Below are 24,573 nucleotides of genomic sequence, written 5' to 3'. Positions count from 1 at the left end.
AAAATAATGAGCTGTATCACTAGCACAGCCCACTATTTCCGTTTGGATATATATCAAAAAATTCGGTACTCTCTAACTTTCTTCCATTAACTATCCGGCAATGATTTGAACTTTTTGAGTCTTAGCGTATTTAATACAACAGATACAGAACTAAAAGCCATCGCTGCTCCTGCTAAAGCTGGATTTAGAAAAATTCCAATGAAAGGATATAAAATCCCTGCTGCTACAGGTATTAGTATGATGTTGTAACCGAATGCCCAGCCAAGGTTTTGATAAATCATCCTCATCGTTGCTTTTGACAACCTTAGTGCTGTGACAACACTCATCATATTCCCTTTCATCAGTGTGACGTTTGCCGTTTCTACTGCAACATCTGTACCCGTTCCAATTGCAATTCCTACATCTGCTTGTGCTAACGCAGGAGCATCGTTAATTCCATCTCCAACCATAGCGACAATCTTTCCATTCTGTTGAAACGCCTTGATTTCTTCTGCTTTATTTTCAGGTAGAACTTCTGCAATATAATCATCAATCCCAGCTTGATTTGCAATTGCTTTCGCTGTTCTCTCATGATCTCCTGTAATCATGACAACATCCATGCCCATATATTTAAGTTCTTTAATCGCGTCCACCGTATCCTTTTTAAGCGTATCCGCCACTGCGATGACACCAGCAAATGTTCCACTTATGGCAACATACATTGGTGTTTTTCCTTGGTCAGCCAAAGCTACTGCTTGATGCTCAAATTGCTCTTCAACATGAATATCTTTTTCCTTCATCAAGAGGATATTGCCAATTAAGATCTCGACATCATCCAATGTAGCAGATAACCCCCGCCCCGTAATAGAATCGAAATTTTCGACACTTCGTAAATCTACGTTCCTATCTTTAGCATGTTGAACAATCGCTTCACCTAGCGGATGTTCAGAAGCCTTCTCGATTGAAGCAACGATGGCAAGAAATTCTTCTTCAGTAAACTTTGAATGAGTGACGATATCAGTTACTTCAGGTTTCCCCTCTGTAATTGTTCCAGTCTTATCCAAAACAACAGTTGTGATTTTATTTGCTCGTTCCAAACTAGCTGCATCCTTAACTAAAATCCCATTTTCTGCTCCTTTTTCCGTACCAACCATAATAGCTGTCGGCGTTGCAAGACCTAATGCACAAGGACAGGCAATAATTAGTACCGATATGAAAGAGGTTAATCCGACAATAAATGCTGGTTCAGGTCCAATCATCCACCAAAGCCCAAAACTAAGTGTCGCTAAAATGACAACTGCTGGGACAAAATAAGCGGCAACAACATCGACCATACGCTGGATTGGCGCTTTCGATCCTTGCGCCTCATTGACCATACGAATAATTTGCGACAACGCTGTATCTTTTCCTACCTTCGTAGCTTTAATAACAAAACTTCCCGTTTTATTGATCGTCGCGCCTATGACTTCATCATCAACACTTTTTTCAACCGGAATCGACTCTCCCGTTAACATCTTTTCATCTACGGAAGAATTACCTTTGACAACAACCCCATCAACAGCAATTTTTTCGCCTGGTCGTACTAAAATTTCATCATCAATAACCACATCTTCCATCGCAATCTCAATTTCCTCGCCGTCTCTTATGACAAGTGCTGTTTTTGCTTGTAATCCCATTAATTTTTTTATAGCCATGGAAGTTTGGCCTTTCGCTTTAGCTTCAAAGTATCTTCCGAGAATAATCAACGTCGTAATGACGGTTGTAACATCATAATAAAGTTGATATGGAAAGCCCATATTTGTTAATGTTTCTGGAAACAGTGTCATCGCACCACTATAAACCCAGGCGGATGTCGTTCCCATCGCTACAAGGACATTCATATCTGCCGAACCATTTTTCAGTACTTTGAAACTACTCGTATAAAATCTCATCCCTGGCCCTAATTGAACAAAACTTGTTAATAATAACAGAACATAAGGATTGGATAACCACTCTGGAACCCACGCTCCCCACTCTGCCATCATGTGCGGAATACTACCAATCAGTACAATCGTCGTTAAAATAGCACCCCAAGTAAAATCTCGCTTTAACTTCGATGCTTCTTTTTTTTGATGGTCTTCTTGATCTTCTGAACGATTTTCCTTAAGTACCTCAGCTTCATACCCAATTTTTTCAATTGCCTCAATAACAAAAGATGGGTCAAAATTTCTTTTATTCACCTTCACTTGTGCTTGATGCGAAGCTAAGTTAACATTTACTTCCTCCACCCCTTCAACTTTAGCAACCTTTTTTTCGACTCGGTTGACACAAGATGCACAGGTCATGCCAGTCACAGAAAACAACAGTTGATGATTATCTGTCTCATTGATGCTTGTCGCTTCATAGCCTGATTTTTCTATCGCATCAATCAGTTGTTGATCTGATACTTTTTTTGGATCTATTTTTATTTGTGATTCGTTGGTTGCCAAATTGACGTTGACTTCTTGGACTCCATCCACTTTCTGAACGGACTTTTCCACACGACTGACGCACGACGCACAAGTCATGCCTTTCACCAAAAATCTTTTCATTTCCATCTATTTCCCTCCTCCTAAACTAACTTAAATCCCATTATACTATACCCCTGTATGGTATTCAACTAATTAAAAGAAAAGTTCTTGTTAACAATGCAAGAACTTTTACCTTATTCTTATTTACCGTGACAATTGTTTACATTTCTTTCAAGTCATCCTCTGAGGAATCCGTGTGCATTTGTTGTATAAAAGGAAATATGTCTGGAAAGTTATTACTGCTCTGGAACAACCGATTCCAGAGCTTCTATAACTTGAGCTTCCGTTTTACCTCCGATTTGTCGTTCGATAACCATACCATCTTCATCTATGAGCAACGTATGAGGAATAGCAGTTACACCGTAAGCATTACCTACTACCATCCCTCGATCAATTGGATTCGGATAAGGAACTTGATTGCGATCAAGAAAACGTTGCACTTGAATCGATGACTCACTGACATTCACTGCTATTATTTCTACGTCCTTCGCTTTATATTCCTCATAATGTTCTTTTAAATATTCCATCTTATCGACACAGTAGGTACAATAAGTCGCCCAAAATGTTAAGTAAACACCTTTTCCTGCATAATCTGCTAAATGAATTTCCTCACCATTAACATCTTCAAGGATAAAATCTGGTGCTCTGTCTCCAGCATCCACCAACCCTCTATCTTCAGAAAAATGCGTGTACATCGTATAGCTAATCGCCGATATCATCACAATTAAAATAACAGCGCGAATTAATAATCGATTTTTCTTCATACTGAACCTCCCCAAGACAAACTCATTCACATTCTATCATAGGTTATCCTCCTCAGTTTTGACAATAAATTAAACTTATTAAACGATAACAAATGAGTCAATTTCATAATTCAGAGCCCTTGTGGCCCAAGAGATTTAAGAAACAAAAAAAGGAGTACCTCCCCAACTGTCGAATTTAGTAAGTAGCGAACAAACTAATTTGACTGGAGGGAAGACTCCTATGTCCATTTTACGACAAGAGAGCCTACTAAGTATAGATGTTTTATACGATTTAGAACCTACCCAACGTTACGATGAGTTATTTTCAACACTGACCACCGGTCCTATTGTACTCATGGTGCTCAAAAAATCACGTTTGGGTCGCCCTGTAAAGCTGAATTATCCAGCGATGATCCAATCGTTGATCATTCGTTATGTGGAAAGAATTAGTGAAGTAAAACTCTTAGTTAAACGCCTGAAAGATGACATTCAGTTTAAAAGAGATTGCGGATTTGGTGTGGCAGACGCAATTCCTTCGGAAGCTTCTTACTCCCGCATGGTAAGTGAGATTAAAGCTTCTTCTGTACTGAAAGATATCAACCATCAACTCGTCCATGAAGCTATAGATGATGGGTATATTTCGGACTTCAATGTGGCCATTGATGCGACACATATCGAAGCGAAAGATAAAGCCCCTTCCAAAGAAAAGAAAGATGATACACCGAAACCCGAGCCGAAAAAACGCGGCCGTAAAAACAAGGAAGAACAATCGGCATGGCTCAAAGAAAAAGAAGAATTTGAAGCTTCTCTTCCGGTTTATAAAAAGAAAATCGAAGATCAATTGGACATACCTTTTGACAACCTTGAAGATGAGATCCCTCTCGGTCCAGAATGGGGCATCAAAAAGAACAGTGACGGTAAAAATGTTTTTTGGTATGGCTTCAAGGGTCATATCGCCGTTGAAACAAAGAGTCAATTTATTCTCGAATCTCTCATGTCTAGCGGTAACTTAAATGATGGTAAAGCTGCGATTCCGTTATTAAAGGGCATTCAAACGCATTTTCCTCATTTTCAGATGAAACACGTGACGATGGATGCTGGCTATGATTATCCAGCTATCTATGAACAGGTTCATCGGATGAAAGGCTATTCGATTATAGCTTATAATAAGCGGAATGAACCGGAGCCACTTGGCTTTGATAAACACTTTGCCCCAACCTGTGTGAGAGAACATTCTTACCGATATGACAGCTTTGATAAGAAGTACCAAACATTAAAATTTACCCAACCAAAAGAATGTGGAGAGTGTCCACTCGCTCATGACTCGCTATGTCAAAAGGTCTTTAAGATAAAAATGGATACAGACTTGCGGAAATATAGTGCTCCAGCAAGAGGTACTGAATCATGGAAGACGATCTATAAAGAACGAAGTTCCTCTGAACGAGTGATTGCGTATCTAAAAGAACAATTTCAACTAAACAATATACGATACCGAACAGGAGAAAGAGCGAAAGTTCATTTTGACTTTACTACACTTGTTTACAATGCCATGAAACTCGCAGGATTACGACTGAAAACAAAGAGAAGCCAAGGACAGAAAGCTGCTTAAAGGTATACAAAATTTTTGATCGTTGATGTTGAAAATCTGTGAGACGCCTGCAGGAAAAGCAATAGCTGAAGATCCATCGGGGCGGTTTCCCCCGATTAGCTGAAGCATTGCCTGCGGCAAGCGAGCAAGTTTTCAACTATCAACACTAGCTTTTAAAGTGACGATTTTTTAAAAGAGTACTTTTGATATTCTGCGCTTCTGACTTTATTCAGAAAATGCATTATGAAATTGACTCAAATAAATGTGAAAATCATATGAAGTAATCGACACATTATTGAACTTCAGTGCGTTCCCTTTAGATGAGCGCTCGCATTGTCACGAAAATTCTCTCTGCGTTCTCTTCACAAGACGAAAGTCGGCTAAATGGCACTATCATGTACTTTTCACCCCCTTTAGGTGAGCGCTCTGCCTTGAAGGAACAAAAAAAATACACGTTTTAGCTAATTAATATTCTGCTCATGGTCTATATTTACATAAAAAGCCGCGACACCTTTCACTTTTAGGTTACATAATTCTATGATAAAATTAGGTTATGACACATTATTAATTAAGGAGGTCTGACATGGAGTATGTTCATCCGATTAAAGATTTAGAAAAATTACGCATGATGAAATCAATCATTAAAATGAAATCGAGCCGAGATAATTTGTTGTTTGTACTCGGTATTAACACCGGGCTACGCATCAGTGAAATTCTCCCATTAAAATTTCAACATCTCCTAGATGAACAAGGTCAGTCCCTCTCTTTTCTACATATCAATAATGTCGATATTTACCTGAATGATCAAGTCAAACAAGCAATTTCCGAACATATTCTATCAACATCTTACACCTACGATCAGTACCTATTTAAATCAAAAAAAGGGCTAAACCCTATCACTCGTCAGCAAGCCTACCGAATGATTCATGATGCAGCTAGAAAAGCAGGGGTATATGAACAAATTGGAACTCATACGTTAAGAAAAACATTTGGATACCATGCTTATTTAAAGGGGATTGCTATTTCACTCATTCAAAAACGATTACACCATACAAGTCCTGCAGAAACATTAAAATATATTGGTATAGATCACAATCAACGACAACGCCTAGACGTAAATCTTTAAACTTTGAGGGGGGAAATGCATGTTTATAGAATCTTTTGAAACGAATACATTGGTATCTCTCGGTGCCTTCATCCTCATAGCAGGTGTGTTAGCTGCAAAATTCTCCAATCGATTAGGCGTCCCAGCACTCGTTCTTTTTATTCTGGTAGGAATGCTCATTGGAAGTGATGGATTTGGATTTATTGACTTCAACAATCCGCAAATGGCACAAACAATCGGAATATTTGCCTTGATCATTATCCTCTTTGAAGGTGGGCTTCAAACAAAATGGTCAACTGTTCGATCGGTGGCGGTGCCTTCTATTTCTCTAGCAACCTTTGGTGTTTTGCTTACTTCTACCATTGTCGCAGGAGCAGCATATTTTATTTTTGATGTGACCATTCTCGAGGCTCTTTTGTTTGGAGCAATTGTTGGCTCGACTGATGCAGCCGCAGTTTTTGCTACCTTGAAGGAACGAAACATCAAAGCAAGAATGGGAGCCATTTTAGAAGCTGAATCGGGAGCAAACGATCCGATGGCTGTCTTTTTAACTCTCTCATTCATAGAACTCATCCTTTATCCAGAAACGAATATTTGGACACTCATCCCTGCTTTTTTCTGGCAGATGGGCGTCGGTTTGTTGATCGGTTTACTGTTAGGAAAGCTTGCTTCTGAGTCGATCAACCGCATCCATTTGGATTCGAGTGGACTTTACCCGTTATTTTCTGTTGCATTTGCACTATTAACCTTTAGTGTCGCTTCCTTTTTAGAGGCGAGCGGATTTCTAGCAGTTTATGTAGCAGCCCTTGTCGTCGGTAATTCTGAGCTCACTTTCCGGTATTCCATCTTTCAATTTAATGAAGGATTTGCTTGGATGTCACAGATAGTCATGTTTATTATCTTAGGTTTACTCGTTTTTCCTACTCAAGTTTTCACCTTTGAAGTCATTATAAGAGGATTGCTTTTATCGTTCATTTTAATCCTTGTTGCTCGTCCTGTCGCCGTATTTCTCTCAACCCTTGGAATGAAATACTCTATTAAAGAAAAAGTATTTCTGTCCTGGGCAGGCTTGCGTGGAGCCGTCCCAATCGTCCTTGCAACCTTTCCGATTGTAGCTGGACTTGATAATGCACAACTATTCTTTAATGTTGTCTTCTTCATAGTCTTAACGTCGACACTGATTCAAGGATCAACAATTACTTTCCTTGCTGAAAAATTACATTTGACTGGTCCGATCAAGGATACCCCCCACCATTCTATGGAGCTGATTTCTATGGGGAAAGCCAACGCTGAAATGGTTCAATTTAAAACAAATGAACATTCAGCAATTGTCGGAAAGAAGTTACATGAAATTTCTTTTCCCCAAAAAGCCAACATCAGCGCGATTGTGAGGGATGAAAACCTGATTACTCCATATGGCGAAACAGAAATCAAAGATGGAGACTACTTATATATTCTCGTTGCAACAAGGTTTAAAGAGGACTTGAAGAAAGTTTTGGAAGCAAAAAAAAGCACAACCAAAAAAGCTGATTCCTAAACAAAGAAGCTCGCTCTCTATGAATTGCAACAGGTTTACTTCAGAGCTAAAAACAAGCCACTTACAATTGAAAACGCATGAGATTTCACATAAAAAATCTCATGCGTATTTTTCATGTTATATCTAGTGATTTAAGCTTTTTAAAAGAGAGATCACATAGAAGTTCACATCTCTGTTCACATGGCATGGAATGACATGACCCCATTGCCCACAGGACGCGGGCAATAGGTAATCGGAATTGGAGCACTTTATGCTCTTCCTATGATATTATTTTTCGCTGGTAAGATATCGCTTGTCCTTAAGGAATAATCGCCAGAACCAGATGAATAAAGGAATGAGAATGGCCATCATAACGATGTATCCCCAGAGCAGCGATTGGTACATAGCCAAATTAGTTAATCCGTCAAAGATGGTCAACTCTGGATATACAATGTAAGGCATATGGGCCCATCCATAGGCAAAGCTTGCTAATGCAAACTGTAACACAATGAGAATGACGGCTACCCGCGGCTGACCGATACGGACTTTTTTGGACGGCCACCATAAGGCACTATAACCAACAGAGAAGGCAAATACACTAAAGGCAAATAACTCCCATCGCATCACCATATTTTCCACCATCCACATCGCTTCCGGTATTAGTGTTAACGTGGCTGCAACGGCAAGAATTAACATGATTGGACCAAGAATAATCGCATTTTTTCTGAATTCCTCATAGGTTTCATTGGAATTCGCTTCCCTTGCATAATCACTTAAAAACAAGGAGGAGAGGAAGAGCTGGCTCGCAAGACCAAAACCAATATGAGCGTACACCGTAGGACTTGTTAGTACCTTGTTAAATAATATGTAATTACGATCGCCAACTACTTCAATAAATCCCCCGATAATAATTGGTAAAATCGTAACCATCAAAGCAGGAATTAACAGCCCAGTAATACCAGAAGTATAACGCAACAATTTAATATACTTCTGAACGGTAAAGGAATAGACCATAAAGGCACTGCGAATCGTCAAGAGCAATAATACTAAGCTAACGGGAACAATCATTAACGATCCAAGGGAAAATGCTGCTCCAGGGAAAAAACCGGATAACGCCACCACAAACAAGACTAAAAAGACATTCGTCACTTCCCACGACGGGGATAAATATAAGTTTGCAAAGTTAGCGGCAGTGGTTTCTTTCCGTTCGTAATAATACATCGCCCAAAATCCGGCGCCAAAGTCGATAGCCCCTCCAATGGCATATAAAAATAAGAACAACCAAATAATCGAAATAGCTACATATGCTTCATGCAATGAAATCCCCCCTTTATACGGATGTTGTCACTTGATATTCATTAGCTAGTGGGTTTCGTTCAAAATAGAACCTCATCACCAGTGCAGTTAACACAAGTAATAAGAGATATAAAGAAATAAACAAAACGAAAATGAAACCAAGATTTCCTGATGCCGTTGCTGCATCTGCCGTTCGTTGAATATTCATGACTGTCCAAGGCTGTCTGCCTATACAGGCAAAAATCCAACCCGTTTCCATTCCAATCAAGGCAAGGGCACCACTAGGTAATAAGGCCATTAATAGCCATCTAGGGTAAGGGTTCTTCTTGAAGATAAACCGCCAAAAGAGTGCTCCTATAGACAAACCGATTAACAATGTGCCAATTCCTACCATGACGTTAAAGAGCGTATGAACAAAGAGGGGAGGCCAATCTTCACGGGGATATTCATTTAACCCCTTGACTAGACCGTCTGTGGATCCAGTCGCTAACCAGCTAAGCATCCCCGGAATTTCTATCCCCCCAACGACAGCGTTAGCCTCAGGGTCAGGGATACCCATAATCGCTAATGGAGCATTGGATTGGGTCTCAAATAACCCTTCTGCTGCCGCCAACTTTATTGGCACATAATTATGTAAACCTACTGCTGCGCTATGACCGGTAGAGCCTGTCCAAATCGACGTTGCTGCACCGAGGATTAAAGCGACCATTAATCCCTTTCGATAATAGTTCTTTTCCTGAGTATTTAAATTTCCCCGTAACAGTCGATAAGCTGCCACAGAAATGACTACAAATGCAGTAGTCATATAGGCACTGCTCACCACGTGTACAGCCGTATAACCAAATGCTGGATTTAACACCGCCTGCCATGGTTCTACATTGGTAATTTGGCCTTCCACGACATCAAACCCTGTCGGTGTGTTCATCCATGCCTGTACATTCGTTATTAACACTGCAGAAGCAGTAGCCCCAAGAGCAACAAAAAACACACTAATAAGCCGCATTAGAGAAGATAGACGACTTGCAGCGTAAATATAAATGGATAAAAACAGTGCTTCAACAAAGAAAGCAAATATTTCGATGGCAAAAGGTAAGGCAATGACCTGACCAACTACTTCAATAAAACCAGGAAATGTTAAGGACATCATGACACCTACGATTGTTCCTGAGGGAATAGCAACTCCAAGTAATATGGCAACCCCTTTCGTCCAACGCTTGGCTAGGATGCCATAATCATTATCTTTCGTAATAAACCTTAGTATTTCTGCAATTAGTATCATAAAAGTAAGACCAACTCCTAAGGTTGCAAAAATAATATGAAACCCTAAGGAGGAACCAAACAAAGTCCTAGCTAGTATTACATTGTCCATTACATTACCACCCTTTTAAAAATAATTAACAACGTTATTGTCTATTACAATAGGAATATTTATACATCCCCCTTTGAAGAAAATTATATAAAAAGGATTAGATAGACATTAAACTATATTGAATCTTTTTGGCATTGTGAATGATTACATTTAAAGTAACTGGAGAGTTATTTAAATATTCAACTAAAATATTTAAGGGCATGGAGACTAATCTCCATGCCCTTAAATATGTGAATAATACTGTGATTTGGTCTGCGATTTACCATTTTGCACCTCACAAGTAAACCCGTTATATGAAGTGTATGGGGAGCTTTTTATTAGTCTAAACGAAAGTAAGGGCTAAAAAATACAAGCACGAAACTGAATGGTAATCCAGTTATGCTAGCCCAACTAATAAAACAACTAGTGAAAATGCTTTAATCTAACTAAACACGACAAAGAACCCGAAACTTAATACAAGCGATCCATAGACAAACCAGTCATGGGCCATATGAAGGCGCCTGACTTTCATAAATAGCATTTATGTATTTTTTAAAATATACTTTTCTCGATGGCCTTGATTCCATTAAAGGAACCCTCTTCACATAGCATTAAAATACAATCAATCGTCCTTCACAATCAATCCTAATATTTTTGATAATCCTACCGCTTGTTCTGGAGTCACAGTGCACCCCGTTAGTTTATCCAAGGAAACAACTAGGCTGTCAAACGTACAACTACTTAGGTCAATTCCATTTAAACTCGTTTCAGCAAAGTTCCCTCCATCAATCGGACAATTCTTAAAAACGACGTTTTTAAATGTCGATTCGTTTAAGTCCGTTTGAATAAGTGAAGTATCACTAAATTGCACTTGCTTGAAATCCGAGAAACCAAATGCACTATAGTTGGCCACACAGTCACTAAATCTTACATTTCTTAGCGTAGAACCTGAAAGGTTTGCTCCCGTTAGCTTTGATTTATTCACTTCAACTCGGTGAATAATTGCATCACTGAAATCCGCATTAGATAGGTTACATTTATCAAAAATCACATCGGTAAGCTCAATATTGTGAAAGTTCACATTTTCAAAAGATACTTGCGTAAAAATGACTTGGTCAAAGCGAACCTTATCTGCTGATTGCGATTCAATATATTGATCAATCACTTCACCTGATGCGTACTCATCTTCATCGTTAAACACTTCAGAAAGTTCTATACTTGGTAACCCCGATTTGACACGAGGTTTTTCTATTTTAAACTCTTGTTTTTTAGCCATAAACAAAACTCCTTGTTTAGAGGATCAGTAGTTGCTGTTTCTAAATTATAGCATGATTTGATACGCAGGCTGTTTATTTGAAAAAGAATGTTGAACCTAGAGAGATCCTTGCTGAATAAATTCATAATATACGCAAATACTATTGAAAATCTCTACTTATGTTAGCGAGGTTATCATGACTATGTCTAACGCAACTTTCCTTTCGCGAATTCGTTCTAGTTTTTGGACCATTCCGCTTTTTTATGCTTTTATTGCAGTCATTTTATCATTACTCAGCCTTAAAATAGATGCCTATATCATGAGTCATCCTCAAATCTATGAGATGATTCCTGCAGTTCTTTTTGTAGATATTGATTTATCACGTACAATTTTAAGCTCAATCTCTGCTTCTTTACTTACGATGACAACGATTACTTTTTCTATGACTCTTGTTGTTTTAACAACATTTCTATCCGAATTTTCCCCAAGAACGTTACAAAACTTCATTACCAATCCTAGTACTCAAAGAGTTTTGGGAGTATTTGTCGGTGGATTTATCTATTCAATATTATTATTGTTGCTCTTAAGGGAGTCCGGTCCATTTACAGAATTCTTTGTACCATCCTTGGCTGTATTTTTAGCAATTATTTGTGTTATCGTATTTGTATTTTTTATTCATCACACATTAAGTTGGATTCAAGTAAGTAACCTCATTCACAATATCAGTTTAGGCGCAATCCAAAAAATAGAACAGCAACTTAAAAATGAAAATGATGTGCATGAGGATGCTCCCTGGGAAGACTGGGAATCAGAAGAGATCAAAAATAGTCCGTCTCACGTTATTTATTCACCTAAAACCGGCTACATTAAATATATAGACATACAAGGTCTTATTAAACAAGCTACAAAAGATGACTCTATTATACGCATTGAAAGAGAAATAGGTGATTACGTTAGTCCAGATACCGCGCTTCTTTCTATCTGGAAATTTAATAACCCTCACTCTAAACGAGATTATAAACATTATGTATCTATCGGTAAAAACAAAGCTCCAGTAGAAGATATTGAGTTTGACTTGACTAAATTAGTCGAAATTGCTCTTCGCTCTTTATCAACTGGAGTAAATGACCCGTACACAGCGATTAATTGTATCGATAATTTAGGGAGAATATTAAGTAGACTAGGAGGGAAATACTTGCCTCAATCTTATCATAATGATAAAAATCGAAATTTGCGAGTTATTTGGGATAGTCCTGATTACCACTATTACTTATTTAGAAGTTTTTATCAGATAATTAATAGTAGCTTCAGCAACATTTCTGTTTTATTAGCTGTTATTAAAGCTTTAACATCAATAGCTACGAGTAATTCAACAAGAATTAAAGAGATCATTTGGGAATTGTCCGAGTATATAATTGAAGGGGTTAGTCAAGAAACGCTCCTGTCTTTAGATCGAAACTTCCTTAATGAACATTTTGTTTCTCTTGCGAAGGCAACTGGCCATAGCCATGATTTCAAGCCATTTCTCTAGACTTTCAATTCTCCCTCAACATATAATCATCACCAATTTTTACCTTTTTCTTTCGTAAAGCTGCTTTTTCGAGGCGCGTCAAAGCGAGCCTCGAATTTTTTGTTATAGACACTTTTGTCCACTCCAATTGTTATTTTGGTTGCTTTTAGATAACCTTATTTCAATATCATTCGAAGTAACACAACCGTTTCATCAATTTCCTGTTTTGTTGTCGTTCTTCCTAAACTAAACCGAATGGCACCTTTTCCTTCTGATTCCTTAACTTCCATTGCTCTCAAAACGGAGGATAACGTCACTTCACCTGAGTGGCAAGCTGAACCAGTCGACGCTGCAATTTCTGGTAATTTCGCTAATACATCCTGACCGATATGGTTAATGAAATTAACACTTAATGTATTCGGTAACCGTTCCTTCGGATGACCGTTTAATGAAATCTCATTTCCAAAAACTTGTTGTAATTGTTCCCACAAGTCGTCTCGTAATGCTTGAATTTCCTCGACATCACATAAATTTTCAGCTAGTTTACATGCTTGACCTAAACCAACGTTCAGGAGAACATTTTCTGTCCCTGCCCGTCTACCATTTTCATGTCCTGCACCATGAATGAGAGATTCTATTTCTAAGCCATCTCTCATATATAAGGCTCCTACACCTTTTGGGGCGTAAACTTTATGCCCTGCAATTGTCAGGAAGTCTACTTTTAATTCTTGAACATTTAATGGAACCTTACCTGTTGATTGCGACGCATCCGTATGAAAAAGAACATCGTGATTGCGGGCAATTTGTCCAATCTCTGCAATTGGTTGAAGTGTGCCAACTTCATTATTTGAATGCATGACTGAGATGAGAATGGTATTGCTTTTAATCTCCTTTTCTATATCAATTGGATTAACTTTACCGTATCGATCGACGCCCACATAGGTAACCTCCACGCCCTGTCTTTCTAAATATTTACACGGGTTTAAAATCGCTGGATGCTCAATTTTTGTTGTGATGATATGATTTCCTTTGTGATTATACCGTTCTACAACTCCTTTTAGTACCTGATTATTCGACTCGCTCCCACCACTAGTAAATATGATTTCATTAGATGCAGCTCCTAGTAGTGAAGCTACTTGATTCCTTGCATATTCTACGGCTCTCTTTTCTTCCACCCCTGCAAAATGAAGCGCGGACGGATTCCCGTAATGTCCGTCTATATATGGCATCATTGTCTCTCGAACCTCTGGTGCAATTGGCGTGCTTGCGTTGAAGTCCAAGTAAATTTGCTGTTTCAAAAGATTCAGCTCCTCCTTATTAATCTAGATTATCAGCCTCTATCTATCCATATTATACGATTATTCTCGTCAACAAAAGAATTCAAAGTTTTAATAGTACCCTTCGTCAATAATTTTATTTTTGTAAAATTATTATAAAACCGTTGTTAATGGTTATTTCTTTTGGTATGTTCAACCATGTACATATCAGTAAGAAACAATTATTAGGGTAGGTGATTAAATGATTGATCAAAGTAAGTTTAACCTTACATCTTTGTGGGAAATTTTGTTCATTTCAACCAGACTTGGATTGACTTCCTTTGGTGGTCCAGTTGCACACCTCGGTTATTTCCACAATGAATATGTCCTTAGAAGAAAATGGTTAGATGAACAAAGCTATGCTGATTTAGTAGCTTTATGTCAGTTTTTACCTGGTCCAGCTAGTAGTCAAGTTGGTATAGGAATTGGTATCATGCGCGCAGGAATTATTGGTGGAGTTGTCTCATTTATCGGATTCACACTTCCTTCAGTTCTCGCTCTAATTATTTTCGCGATGCTTTTATCAAATTTCGGTGTAAGTGAAGCAGGATGGATTTATGGCTTGAAAATTGTCGCTGTTGCCGTTGTTGCGCATGCAATTTTGGGTATGGCCAAAAATTTGACCCCTGACGTTAAGCGCAAAACGATTGCTCTTTTTGCTGTTGTGATAACACTGCTGTGGCAAACGGCGTTTACTCAAGTAGGAGTGATACTTTTAGCTGGTATTGTAGGATTTATTTTGTATAAACACGAGACAATGAAAGAGACCACCGCTGGATATTGGTTTCCAATTTCGAAAAAGGCAGCAATTATTTCTTTGTCGCTATTCTTCGGATTACTTGTTACTCTACCTATCCTAAGAGAATTAACTTCTGTAAATTGGATAGCGATGTTTGATAGCTTTTACCGCTCAGGATCTCTTGTTTTTGGAGGTGGTCATGTTGTCCTTCCGTTACTAGAACGCGAATTTGTTCCAAGTGGATGGTTAACGCAAGAGGAATTTCTTGCTGGTTATGCCGCTGCACAAGCTGTACCAGGGCCTTTATTTACATTCGGAGCTTATATTGGTGCTGTTATTAATGGGTGGCAAGGTGGATTGTTAGCTACAGCTGCAATTTTTTTACCTGCATTTTTACTTGTTTTAGGTGCATTGCCTTTTTGGAATGCCTTACGAAGCAATTCCAATACAAGAGCAGCATTAATGGGCGTCAATGCTGCTGTTATCGGTATCTTAATCGCTGCTCTTTACCATCCGATTTGGACGAGTTCAATCTTAACGGCAACAGACTTTGCCTTTGCTGCCTTCTTATTTACAATGATCGCTTATTGGAAACTACCGCCTTGGATGGTCGTTCTGGCTGGCGCAATCGGTGGATTTTTATTAAACTTAATCTAGTACATGATTGATGACTGTAAGGAGGAAAAAGGATGAATAATGTATCACAATTATTAAATGGAATCTTCTTATGCGGTGCATCAGAAGTCAAACAAGTAACTCAGGAGAATCAGGTAAAAACGATTGTAGATGTTCGCGCTGAAGCAACAGAAAGTATTGTTAATAACGCATCGTGGATTCACGTTCCTTTACAAGACGGAAAACCAAATCAATCCATTCTTCTCTCTCAAGCAATCTCCGCTGTCGTTGACGCTTACCAACAAGGGAACCAAATTATTCTACACTGAAAAGGTGGGAAAAGTCGCACAGGTAGTGTGGCTATTGGCGTATTACTCGAGCTCGGATTAGCTAATACGATACCAGAAGCAGAAAAAGCTGTTCAAAACGTAAGACCAGAAGTAAATGTTCATGAAGAGTTTAAAAAGGATTTAGAGAAATTATATTCAAAAATATCATATTAAATCTTGGGAGACAAAAAAGGTACAGATATAAATCTGCACCTTTTTCTGTATTTTGCATTTCATCCTACATTTTAAATTTAGCTATGTTCTCTTGCATTGATTCAGCTAATTTCGCCAAGTCTTCACTAGCATTCGAGACTTCCATGACTGATGCTGATTGCTCTTCAACGGAAGCTGAAGCTTCTTCTGTACTTGCAGCATTCTCTTCAGATATTGCAGAAAGATTGTTTATTAGGTTAACAATCTCACCTTTTTTCTCCTCCATGCTTATGCCTGAATTCGTAATTTTATCCATCGATTCTTTCATGCTTTCAATAGCTGTCGCAATTCCTTCAAATTGGCTATTTGTCAATTGTAAACTTTTCAACTGAGAATTAGTATTTCCATCCACCAAATCCATTGTTTTAACGGAATCTTGTGTCTTATTTGTTAATTCTTCAATAATTGAGACAATTTCTTCTGTGAATTCGTGTGATTGTTCGGCTAGTTTACGTACTTCATCGGCTACAACCGCAAAGCCTTTCCCTGCTTCCCCAGCTCTTGCAGCTTCAATCGCTGCATTAAGGGCCAAGAGATTCGTTTGTTCAGAAATACTTTTAATCATTTGGCTAGCTGAAGATATTTTCTCAGCACTAGTATTCGTTGTAATGATCATTTCTTTGATCTCTTTAATCGATCTAGTATTTGTTTCAGTTTTCTCTACTAGTTCAAGTAAGCTTTTCAACCCTTCATTCTTTAGCTCGTCCACATTTTCTGTCGACGTCTTAAACGAAGTAACATATTCCTGTTCCTTTTCGATTAAGTCACTTAACTCTTGAATTTGTTCTGCTCCTTTTTCGGTATCTCTCGCTTGATCACTAGCGCCCGCTGCAATATCGTCGACCGCGCTTGCAACTTCATCAGCAGCTTTGGCTGATTGTTGGCTTGTAGCAGTCAATTGCTGAGAAGAAGCTGAAACTTGTTGAGACATATCTCCGGTTGACTGAATAAGTTGAACGAGGTTAACTCGCATTGTTGTTAATGCCCTGGTCATTATTCCGATTTCATCTTTTCTGTTTGTATACTTATCGAGCTTCCCCGTATCATCTTTAGACAGGTCGTAGTTTGCTAATCGATCAATTTCCTCGGTCACTGCAACTAATGGTTTGCTAATCGATCGGCTTACGAAGTAGGTTACGACAACTCCAATGATAATGAAGACTACAGATACAAGAATCAATGATCCTGTCAATTGATTTAAGACTGAAAGTACTTCTCTTTCTTCAACTTCCATCACAAAAATCCAATTAGTATTCTCAATCTCAGAGAAACCTACTAAATTATTTTCGCCCGCGAAAGTATGTTCTCCAAAACCAGTCCCTCCATGTTGGATTGACTCATCAAAAAGTGCAATTAACTCGTCTATAGATTGATCTTCCCCTTCTCCTTCTGTCTCAGGACCACCGTTCTCCACTTCTATTTCCATCTCTGGAGCAACTTCTTCTCCTTCTTCCGTCTCAAGATCACCGCTCTCCACTTCTGTTTCCATCTCTGGAGCAACTTCATCATCTTCTTCTGGTGTCCCCAATAATCTTATATTTAATTGCATTTCTACAAGAGCGAGTTCATGATGTGCTTGAAAAACTCCGTCTCTGTTAATAACGAATCCACGTGATGATTCATGTCCTTCGAAGTCAATATTGTCAACAACTTGGTTAAAGTCTTCGATATTTTTCCTTCCGTAAAATACCCCAGTTATCTCTCCAGCCTCTCTAACTGGTGCTGCATAAATTACAATAATCTCACCACTTTGTGCACTTGTCATTACGTCCGAAATAGCTGTATTTCCATTCATTGCTTCTTGAAAGTACATTCGATCATTAACATCCAACACCGTAGCATCCGAATCAAATGTCACTGACTCTCCACTAGCATCTGCGTACGCAAACGAATCATACCCTGCTCTTTCTGCCTCTTGCTCAAAAAATTGAATTTTATCATTTAAAGGTGTATCATCCGTAATGATACTATTCTGTGCCATTCCCTCTATATAGTAAGTGTCTCGCTCTAAAGTCGTTGCAATTAAATTCGAAGCTTCTACCGCAGCGCTTGTAATACCAGCCTCTGCTTCAGATTTTAATGAGTTTGTACTAGTTAAGACCGCTAATCCACCTATCCCAATCGCAGTTAATAAAATAAGTCCCGCAAAAAATAAGATCATTCTTATTTTAATTGATTTCATGTTTCATCTTCCCCCTCGTTCACTAATTTATTATCGTGTAATATCCTTATAGGTCAATACACCTAATATGATTATTTGATTCCATTCTATATCAGGATATTACGCACTATTTCACTAACCTATAATAGCACATTTATTGTCGAATTATAGCTCATTATGTTAAATTAAGTTAATTAAATGATAATAAAGACATACATCCTGAATTTTTGTAATTTTTCCCCATTGTAAGCGCATAATTATAATTCCTTTAATTCTTACCTAACAAAAAAAACAATGGCAGTTGAGATTCAACTACCTTTCTCTTTTCTATGAATATATTGGAAAATTCAGCAATAAATTAAAAGTCAATCGAACCAAATATCTTTTTTCGGTAAATAAAATGAAACAAACTGTTCCATAATATACTTATCAGCTTAAAAATTGGCCAAATGTAAAAACTAATAAAGGTGGTGCAAATATGAGTAAAAAAAATCAAAACTATGCGGATTTTTCGACAGTTGAAACAGGAAGAAATTTTTTAACACATGAAGAATTTCCAGACGGGACGTATGGTTCACCAAGACGGACGAAAGAACCGGTAGAAAATAAAAGTTCACCATGGTCAGCTGCCCAACAATATTATAGTAATTTCACTTATGAGAACCGAAACCTGCACCAAAATTTACCCAGACAACACCCAGGAGCTCATCAAACTCATGATGACAAAGATAAAACTACAGAAGATCCTTATAAAGATGCTCCGATAAGGCCCTCCTAACTCTTTCGCCGTATATTAGAAATTAGAGGCAAAACTGAAATATTAATTTAGCCCCTCATCACTTACTTTAGGGGTTTTCTTGTTTCAATTTTAGCAATTGTTTCCCCATTAACAACGTCATGTAATCTACTCTTTGGTTCATAAATCTGTTGTGAAGGCCATAATCCGTGTTGTCCTGAAAAAATATAACTAATTAAGCAAGCAACAAAAAAGAATTCAACCCCTTTCCCATCAAACATTTCAATTGCTAATAGAAAAGCAGCTATTGGCGTATTAGCACCTCCACAAAAAACAGCAATCATACCTATTGCCGCCAAAAAAGACATTGGCAAATCAAATAAAGTCGCAGACAATGTATTTCCTAAGGTCGCCCCCATGAAAAATAATGGAATTGCTTCACCACCAACGAATCCTGAGCCTAAAGTGATTGCCGTAAACACAAGCTTAGCTAAAAAAGCAAAGGGAGGAACACCAACTTCAAAGGATTGTTCGAGTATGTCTAATCCTCTTCCATTATAATTTTGAGAACCTACAATTAAAGTTAAAACAACAATTACTGCACCTCCAACAAACGCTCTTAGCATATGGTTTTTATTTAAATATTTTTCCGACAATTTTTGAATACCGTGCCTTAATTGGCAATATAAAATACTTAGCAAACTGAATAGAATCGAAGCAATAATCACTTTTGAGATCGTGTTAATTGAAATGATTGGCACCGTTTGAATAATAAATGATTCATGTTCAATTCCCCACGCTGCTGTTGCAACATAATGAGCGCTAAAACTGGCAATAAAACAAGCAACTATTGCTTCATATTTTAATTTTCCAAGTGCAACCATTTCCATTCCAAAAATAGCTCCAGTGATAGGAGTACCAAATGCAGCGCCAAATCCTGCACTTATTCCACTCATGAGTAAAATATTTTTATCTATAACAATTACGTTTAAGTACTTGTTAACTGTTTCAGCGACACTCCCTCCCATTTGAATCGCTGCCCCTTCTCTCCCAGTTGACCCACCAAATAAAATTGTTATAAACGTTCCTATGTATACGATCGGCCCCATTCTTCTCAATACTTTTGCTTTACCATTTATCGCATCAATAATAAGGTTATTACCTTTTGTAGAATCGTTTCCTACAGAGTCCTTACCATAATTCCTGTAAAAAAAACCTATGACGATTCCCCCTAATGGGAGGAAATAAATTAACCAATCATTGTTCGATCGAATATCATCTCCAAGTATATCATTCGTATTTAGAAGCAAAGTTGTGAGAGAACCAACAACTCCACCAATAATAGCACCAAAAATAATCCATCTCATAAGAGTGGAAATAAATACTCTATACTTCCCATTCATACTGAGTTCCCTCATTTCAAATGATCTGGTGGCTCGGACAGGTGTGTTCTTGTTTTCACTTCTGTAAAAATATTATTTTGCGTTTGTTGAGAGTCCTTTTTATGATTAGTTGGTAAAGAGAAAGTCTCTTCAATCATTGAAATCAGAATCTGAATATCTTCTTTAGTCGCGTATTTTTTCTCCGGCTTCAACAAATATCCTAACTTTCCATTTGATTCTATCGTTGCCCACTGTAAATCTTTAATGTTTTCGATACTTTCCTGCCTCAACCTCAATTCAAGCATATCGACAGTTAACCTTAGTTTTTTTAAGTTCCTTTCATTTAATTGACCACCTTCAACAACAATGATCGATTTACCGTAGAAAAAACGTTCAAGTACATCATATTTTAAAACAATAAATTCAATAGTAATGAGTGATAACACTAGTAATAAGGTGATTAAAAGAGTAATCCAAATGTTCCTATCACCAACTGGCTGGATAATCAATGAACCTACAGCAACCATCATGACAGTTTGAGCAACCGTTAATTGAGAAATTGATTTTCTCCCTGCAAGCCTTAAAATAAGGACACCACCGATTACAATCACAATTGCCTTCCATATGAAATTTAAATCCATGTGTATAACCCCCTCCTCATTTTTAAGGCCATAGTTTATTTTCCATTTTTTCCATTTAAATATTCATTTCCCCATCAAATAATTGATTTTTTATCGACAGCAAGATCGAACACACTATTTTAACAACGACAAATAACGCTTGAACCTCAGTCCAAGCGCCTCAAAATTATTTAGGTATTCTCAAAGCATTTTCTGCCCAATTAATTGATATGATCGCATCCGATCTTCAGAAGATAATGCAGAAGTCATGATCATGATTTCATCAGCCTGGTACTTCTTTTTCATTTCACTCAGCTGATGTTTCACAGTTTCCGGTCCTCCTATTACCATTTTCCGCTTCATCGTTTCAATTTTTTCTTTTTCGGACTCATTGAATTCGTAATTTTTTGCTTGTTCGATCGATGACATGTCATCAATATCGACTCCGACTTCTTTTTTTAGCGACCATATAAGTGAACTAACAGCAATCTCTTCCGCCTTCTCATCCGTGTCCGCACAAATGGCTGAAACGGTGACAATCACTTGAGGCACTCCCTCCGAACTTCTTGGTTTAAATTCATCTAAATACTGCTGAATAATTTCAACACCATTATTGTCGCTCATAAACTGCCCAAACGCATAGGCCAAACCATTTTCTGCTGCTAATAACGCACTTTTTTTACTTGTTCCAAGAAGCCATGGAGTTGGAGGAACTTCGGGGACAGGAGTTGCTGACAAAACAGGATTCTTACGATCGATAAATTGAAGAAGTTCCTTTACTAATTCAGGCATCTTAAAAACTTGTTGTAAAAAGTGATCCGATAACGCATTCGTTGCTTCAGCTGATCCTCCAGGCGCTCTGCCAATCCCCAGATCAACCCGCCCTGGTAATAACGATGCTAACGTATGATGCACTTCCGCTACTTTATAAGGTTGATAAAAGGGTAATAATACAGCTCCAGTACCGAGTCTTATTGTCTTAGTCTGTGCACCAATATAACTCAATATCACTTCTGGCGATGACGATGCAAGACCTGATAAATCATGATGTTCTGTCATCCAAAAGCGAGTATATCTTAACTTTTCAGCCAATTGAGCTAGCTTTAGCGATTCTTCCAGTGCATCCTGAGACGTCTTGTCCGACGAAATAGGAGATAGGTCTAATATGCTGAGCTTCACTATATCCTTCTCCCTTTCTTTGGAAAATTAAGGATTAAACAAACGTTTGATTAAATTTTAACTCTCTAACCATTTAATAATTATACAATAAAATAACAGTACCTCTCTTGTAAAGACCTGAGTTAGTTATTCAGTAGTCCCTATCTATTAAAAATGTCTCAAAAGAAGTAATTCCTTTTGAGACATCACATATATATACATTTATAAAGCTCATACGTTTTTTCAGACTCGTCAGCAGACCTACATTAATCACTTTTACTTTTCATTGCTTATCAGATCGTCTTCTTCAATTGGCTCTAGCTCATCACCATCTCCAAAATCTTGTTGGGGATTTGGTTCTGCTGATGTATTTTTACTTATTCTCATTTCAACTGTGTAAGTCATTGAAACAAATTCATTAAACTGACTCATGCTCACAACCGTACCTTTTACTTCAGGTGCATCCACATATTTTACAATATAGTCAATATCTGCACCCTTTGATTGAAATTCATCATAAAATAACCTTGGTAAATCACCTTCTAATTGACCACGGTAATCACCTAAATATGGTCGACCTTCTGAATAAATGACAGTAATATTCGTATCATCATTTTCAGTTAGTTTCGTGCCTGCTTCCACCGATTGGGAAATAAGACCTCCGTACTTAACATCTGAGTGATACCTTTGCTTCACCGTCACTGCAAACTCAGGATATCCGGAAGCTTCTTCTATTGTAAGTTCGGAAAAATTTGGTACCTCGTTTGCTTTTCCTTTTGAAACGACAATATCCATTTCATCTTTCTTAGCAATCATCTCTTCTGGTAAAATACTCTGACTAATAATACTACCTAGTTCTACGGTGTTGGAGTCTTTTTCTTCGTATGACACCTCAATCTCATTGGTCGCTGCCCATTGTTCCACTTCCGCTTTTAGTTCACCAGTAAAATCAGGGACAGAAATATCCTTTTCATAAACTTCTTCGCCTCTTGAATAGTACACTGCGGCATTGTCACGACGACGATATTCTGATTGATCTATACCTGTATCTCTGATAGTTAGTCGAAGAAAATCACCTTCTTCTACTTCACTGCTGTACTCTGTTACGATTTGAAGGTTTTCCGCTTTAGATTCCTCTATCCAGTTTTCCGCTTCATATTGATTCATTTCTGAAAAATCAGGTAATGAAATCACTTCATCTGGATCTGGTCCTAAACTAGTTATTAATTTGATCGTTGTTCCCTTACGTATTTTCTCCCCTGCTGTTACACTTTGTGAAATAATTTGATTTGGTTCATATTCCATACTATTCTCTTCTGTCAATTCAATTTCAACATCATTCATATTTGCCCATGCCCTGGCATCAGAAACTGGATGATCGACAAAATCCTCCACGTCCGCATGAACAGAAGTATAATATATGAAGAAAATCACGATAAACGCTAAGATAGCACCAATAATTATAATCAATATCTTTCGCCGTTTTCTCTTTTGATATGTCGGATCTATTTCTAGTTCTTCTTCCGAATCTTTACGGCGACTTCCACTTGAAGAGGATATCGTTTTTTCTGATGTTATTTTCTTTTCAGTTTCAGGTGCATGTTTACCCTCGGTAGAATCGGTTAATTCGTCTGATTTCTTTTCAGGTTTTACTTCTGTTTGTTTTTCCTTTTCCGGATTGTCTTTACTATTTTCGTCCAACAACTCATTGTACTTGTTCTTGTTGAATTTGGATAGAAAGTCACTCATAGGATGATAGTACACCTTTCTTAAGAGTGAAAGTTTGATCAGACTGTATAGCAATTTCATTGGAGTGAGTAACTACAATGACACATTTATCATGCTCGTGCGCTAATTTTTTGAAAATGTCAATTATTTCTTGTTCCATCTCTTCATCAAGGTTTCCTGTTGGCTCATCTGCGAGGATTAACTCAACATTTGTCGCCAAAGCACGAGCAATTGCAACACGCTGTTGTTCTCCTCCGGAAAGTTGGTTTACAAAACGGTCCGCCTTACTTTTTACAATACCAATGTAATCTAGTAAATTATAAGCGACGGTTTTCTTGTCATCCGGCAATTCATTTTCAGTAATCGACATCGGAACTAACACGTTTTCAACCGCTGTTAATGCTGGTATTAAATTATAACTTTGAAAAATAATTCCGACATTATTACGACGGTATTTTTCATGACCAATTTTCTTAATGTCTTGACCATCAAACATTATCGAACCACTGTGCGGTGAATCTAGTGCACTAAGTAACGCCAAAAATGATGTTTTTCCAGAACCAGATTGCCCTAAAATTGTATAGAATTTTCCTTTTTCAAAAGAAACATTTGTATCTTTTAAAATATAACGACGACTTCCACCATCTTGATAGTAATAATTTAAATCTTTCGCTTCTAATATCATCT

20 protein-coding genes are annotated in these 24,573 nt (G+C 37.8%); 8 read left to right on the top strand and 12 right to left on the bottom strand.

The window, feature by feature from the left end:
• Window positions 1–86: 86 nt before the first annotated feature.
• Window positions 87–2,555: a heavy metal translocating P-type ATPase gene (locus tag ACM26V_RS19355; protein WP_416148358.1), complete on the bottom strand. Its 2,469-nt coding sequence runs from the start codon at window positions 2,553–2,555 to the stop codon at window positions 87–89.
• A gap of 209 nt (window positions 2,556–2,764) precedes the next feature.
• Window positions 2,765–3,292: a thiol-disulfide oxidoreductase ResA gene (gene resA, locus ACM26V_RS19350; RefSeq protein ID WP_416148357.1), complete on the bottom strand. Its 528-nt coding sequence runs from the start codon at window positions 3,290–3,292 to the stop codon at window positions 2,765–2,767.
• Between the two features lie 220 nt (window positions 3,293–3,512).
• Between resA and ACM26V_RS19345 the strand changes: the two genes are divergently transcribed.
• The 3 genes from ACM26V_RS19345 to ACM26V_RS19335 all read left to right on the top strand — a co-directional run bounded on the left by ACM26V_RS19345 (window position 3,513) and on the right by ACM26V_RS19335 (window position 7,501).
• Window positions 3,513–4,880, top strand: a complete 1,368-nt coding sequence (locus tag ACM26V_RS19345) for a transposase (RefSeq protein WP_416148356.1) — start codon at window positions 3,513–3,515, stop codon at window positions 4,878–4,880.
• Between the two features lie 562 nt (window positions 4,881–5,442).
• The gene (locus tag ACM26V_RS19340) at window positions 5,443–5,985 is read left to right on the top strand and encodes a tyrosine-type recombinase/integrase (protein ID WP_416148355.1); all 543 of its coding nucleotides are present in this window, start codon (window positions 5,443–5,445) and stop codon (window positions 5,983–5,985) included.
• Window positions 5,986–6,004: 19 nt separating this feature from the next.
• Complete coding sequence (locus ACM26V_RS19335; RefSeq protein ID WP_416148354.1) at window positions 6,005–7,501, top strand: potassium/proton antiporter; 1,497 nt, start codon at window positions 6,005–6,007, stop codon at window positions 7,499–7,501.
• Window positions 7,502–7,768: 267 nt separating this feature from the next.
• Here the strand turns inward: ACM26V_RS19335 and ACM26V_RS19330 are convergent, their stop codons facing one another.
• The 3 genes from ACM26V_RS19330 to ACM26V_RS19320 form a co-directional block, all read right to left on the bottom strand.
• Window positions 7,769–8,797 carry a cytochrome d ubiquinol oxidase subunit II gene (locus ACM26V_RS19330; RefSeq protein WP_416148353.1) on the bottom strand — a complete coding sequence of 343 codons (1,029 nt, stop codon included), beginning with the start codon at window positions 8,795–8,797 and terminating at the stop codon, window positions 7,769–7,771.
• Between the two features lie 13 nt (window positions 8,798–8,810).
• Window positions 8,811–10,145 (bottom strand): cytochrome ubiquinol oxidase subunit I, encoded by a 1,335-nt coding sequence (locus ACM26V_RS19325; protein WP_416148352.1) that lies wholly within the window; start codon window positions 10,143–10,145, stop codon window positions 8,811–8,813.
• Window positions 10,146–10,746: 601 nt separating this feature from the next.
• The gene (locus ACM26V_RS19320) at window positions 10,747–11,400 is read right to left on the bottom strand and encodes a pentapeptide repeat-containing protein (protein WP_416148351.1); all 654 of its coding nucleotides are present in this window, start codon (window positions 11,398–11,400) and stop codon (window positions 10,747–10,749) included.
• 175 nt (window positions 11,401–11,575) lie between these two features.
• On the opposite strand from ACM26V_RS19320, the gene ACM26V_RS19315 reads away from it, so the two are divergent.
• Window positions 11,576–12,910, top strand: coding sequence for a DUF2254 domain-containing protein (locus ACM26V_RS19315; RefSeq protein ID WP_416148350.1), 1,335 nt, complete (start codon window positions 11,576–11,578; stop codon window positions 12,908–12,910).
• A gap of 155 nt (window positions 12,911–13,065) precedes the next feature.
• On the opposite strand, the gene ACM26V_RS19310 is transcribed toward ACM26V_RS19315, so the two are convergent.
• Window positions 13,066–14,187 carry a cysteine desulfurase family protein gene (locus ACM26V_RS19310; protein WP_416148349.1) on the bottom strand — a complete coding sequence of 374 codons (1,122 nt, stop codon included), beginning with the start codon at window positions 14,185–14,187 and terminating at the stop codon, window positions 13,066–13,068.
• 220 nt (window positions 14,188–14,407) lie between these two features.
• On the opposite strand from ACM26V_RS19310, the gene ACM26V_RS19305 reads away from it, so the two are divergent.
• Genes ACM26V_RS19305 through ACM26V_RS19295 form a run of 3 tightly spaced genes read left to right on the top strand, consistent with a single transcriptional unit; the run spans window position 14,408 to window position 16,062 of the window.
• Window positions 14,408–15,601 carry a chromate transporter gene (locus ACM26V_RS19305; RefSeq protein ID WP_416148348.1) on the top strand — a complete coding sequence of 398 codons (1,194 nt, stop codon included), beginning with the start codon at window positions 14,408–14,410 and terminating at the stop codon, window positions 15,599–15,601.
• Between the two features lie 32 nt (window positions 15,602–15,633).
• Window positions 15,634–15,888, top strand: a complete 255-nt coding sequence (locus ACM26V_RS19300) for a hypothetical protein (protein WP_416148347.1) — start codon at window positions 15,634–15,636, stop codon at window positions 15,886–15,888.
• Window positions 15,889–15,915: 27 nt separating this feature from the next.
• Window positions 15,916–16,062 carry a hypothetical protein gene (locus tag ACM26V_RS19295; RefSeq protein ID WP_416148346.1) on the top strand — a complete coding sequence of 49 codons (147 nt, stop codon included), beginning with the start codon at window positions 15,916–15,918 and terminating at the stop codon, window positions 16,060–16,062.
• Between the two features lie 64 nt (window positions 16,063–16,126).
• On the opposite strand, the gene ACM26V_RS19290 is transcribed toward ACM26V_RS19295, so the two are convergent.
• A complete protein-coding gene (locus ACM26V_RS19290) occupies window positions 16,127–18,283 on the bottom strand; it encodes a methyl-accepting chemotaxis protein (RefSeq protein ID WP_416148345.1) in 2,157 nt (718 codons plus the stop codon).
• 457 nt (window positions 18,284–18,740) lie between these two features.
• Here ACM26V_RS19290 and ACM26V_RS19285 point away from each other — a divergent pair, with 457 nt between their 5' ends.
• The gene (locus ACM26V_RS19285; protein WP_416148344.1) at window positions 18,741–19,040 is read left to right on the top strand and encodes a hypothetical protein; all 300 of its coding nucleotides are present in this window, start codon (window positions 18,741–18,743) and stop codon (window positions 19,038–19,040) included.
• A 62-nt stretch (window positions 19,041–19,102) separates the two neighbouring features.
• Here the strand turns inward: ACM26V_RS19285 and ACM26V_RS19280 are convergent, their stop codons facing one another.
• From ACM26V_RS19280 to ACM26V_RS19260, 5 genes are all read right to left on the bottom strand, one after another.
• Window positions 19,103–20,401 (bottom strand): chloride channel protein, encoded by a 1,299-nt coding sequence (locus ACM26V_RS19280; protein WP_416148343.1) that lies wholly within the window; start codon window positions 20,399–20,401, stop codon window positions 19,103–19,105.
• 11 nt (window positions 20,402–20,412) lie between these two features.
• Window positions 20,413–21,021 (bottom strand): DUF421 domain-containing protein, encoded by a 609-nt coding sequence (locus ACM26V_RS19275; protein ID WP_416148342.1) that lies wholly within the window; start codon window positions 21,019–21,021, stop codon window positions 20,413–20,415.
• A 180-nt stretch (window positions 21,022–21,201) separates the two neighbouring features.
• Window positions 21,202–22,179, bottom strand: coding sequence for an LLM class flavin-dependent oxidoreductase (locus tag ACM26V_RS19270; RefSeq protein WP_416148341.1), 978 nt, complete (start codon window positions 22,177–22,179; stop codon window positions 21,202–21,204).
• A gap of 255 nt (window positions 22,180–22,434) precedes the next feature.
• Window positions 22,435–23,907, bottom strand: coding sequence for a PASTA domain-containing protein (locus ACM26V_RS19265; RefSeq protein ID WP_416148340.1), 1,473 nt, complete (start codon window positions 23,905–23,907; stop codon window positions 22,435–22,437).
• Window positions 23,900–24,571: an ABC transporter ATP-binding protein gene (locus ACM26V_RS19260; RefSeq protein WP_416148339.1), complete on the bottom strand. Its 672-nt coding sequence runs from the start codon at window positions 24,569–24,571 to the stop codon at window positions 23,900–23,902. Before ACM26V_RS19260 ends, ACM26V_RS19265 begins: the two co-directional genes overlap by 8 nt.
• Window positions 24,572–24,573: the final 2 nt, after the last annotated feature.

It is taken from the genome of Salipaludibacillus sp. HK11 (assembly GCF_047795645.1).
Taxonomy (GTDB): Bacteria; Bacillota; Bacilli; order Bacillales; family Salisediminibacteriaceae; genus Salipaludibacillus.
The sequence above is the reverse complement of the archived record's forward strand: the minus strand, read 5'-3'. Positions and strand labels throughout refer to the sequence as shown.

Excerpts from the sequence above, each read along its gene's own strand:
- ACM26V_RS19355 (WP_416148358.1), bottom strand. The coding sequence starts at position 2,555 with ATGGAAATGAAAAGATTTTTGGTGAAAGGCATGACTTGTGCGTCGTGC.
- resA (WP_416148357.1), bottom strand. The coding sequence starts at position 3,292 with ATGAAGAAAAATCGATTATTAATTCGCGCTGTTATTTTAATTGTGATG.
- ACM26V_RS19345 (WP_416148356.1), top strand. The coding sequence starts at position 3,513 with ATGTCCATTTTACGACAAGAGAGCCTACTAAGTATAGATGTTTTATAC.
- ACM26V_RS19340 (WP_416148355.1), top strand. The coding sequence starts at position 5,443 with ATGGAGTATGTTCATCCGATTAAAGATTTAGAAAAATTACGCATGATG.
- ACM26V_RS19335 (WP_416148354.1), top strand. The coding sequence starts at position 6,005 with ATGTTTATAGAATCTTTTGAAACGAATACATTGGTATCTCTCGGTGCC.
- ACM26V_RS19325 (WP_416148352.1), bottom strand. The coding sequence starts at position 10,145 with ATGGACAATGTAATACTAGCTAGGACTTTGTTTGGTTCCTCCTTAGGG.
- ACM26V_RS19320 (WP_416148351.1), bottom strand. The coding sequence starts at position 11,400 with ATGGCTAAAAAACAAGAGTTTAAAATAGAAAAACCTCGTGTCAAATCG.
- ACM26V_RS19315 (WP_416148350.1), top strand. The coding sequence starts at position 11,576 with ATGACTATGTCTAACGCAACTTTCCTTTCGCGAATTCGTTCTAGTTTT.
- ACM26V_RS19305 (WP_416148348.1), top strand. The coding sequence starts at position 14,408 with ATGATTGATCAAAGTAAGTTTAACCTTACATCTTTGTGGGAAATTTTG.
- ACM26V_RS19300 (WP_416148347.1), top strand. The coding sequence starts at position 15,634 with ATGAATAATGTATCACAATTATTAAATGGAATCTTCTTATGCGGTGCA.
- ACM26V_RS19290 (WP_416148345.1), bottom strand. The coding sequence starts at position 18,283 with ATGAAATCAATTAAAATAAGAATGATCTTATTTTTTGCGGGACTTATT.
- ACM26V_RS19285 (WP_416148344.1), top strand. The coding sequence starts at position 18,741 with ATGAGTAAAAAAAATCAAAACTATGCGGATTTTTCGACAGTTGAAACA.
- ACM26V_RS19280 (WP_416148343.1), bottom strand. The coding sequence starts at position 20,401 with ATGAATGGGAAGTATAGAGTATTTATTTCCACTCTTATGAGATGGATT.
- ACM26V_RS19275 (WP_416148342.1), bottom strand. The coding sequence starts at position 21,021 with ATGGATTTAAATTTCATATGGAAGGCAATTGTGATTGTAATCGGTGGT.
- ACM26V_RS19265 (WP_416148340.1), bottom strand. The coding sequence starts at position 23,907 with ATGAGTGACTTTCTATCCAAATTCAACAAGAACAAGTACAATGAGTTG.
- ACM26V_RS19260 (WP_416148339.1), bottom strand. The coding sequence starts at position 24,571 with ATGATATTAGAAGCGAAAGATTTAAATTATTACTATCAAGATGGTGGA.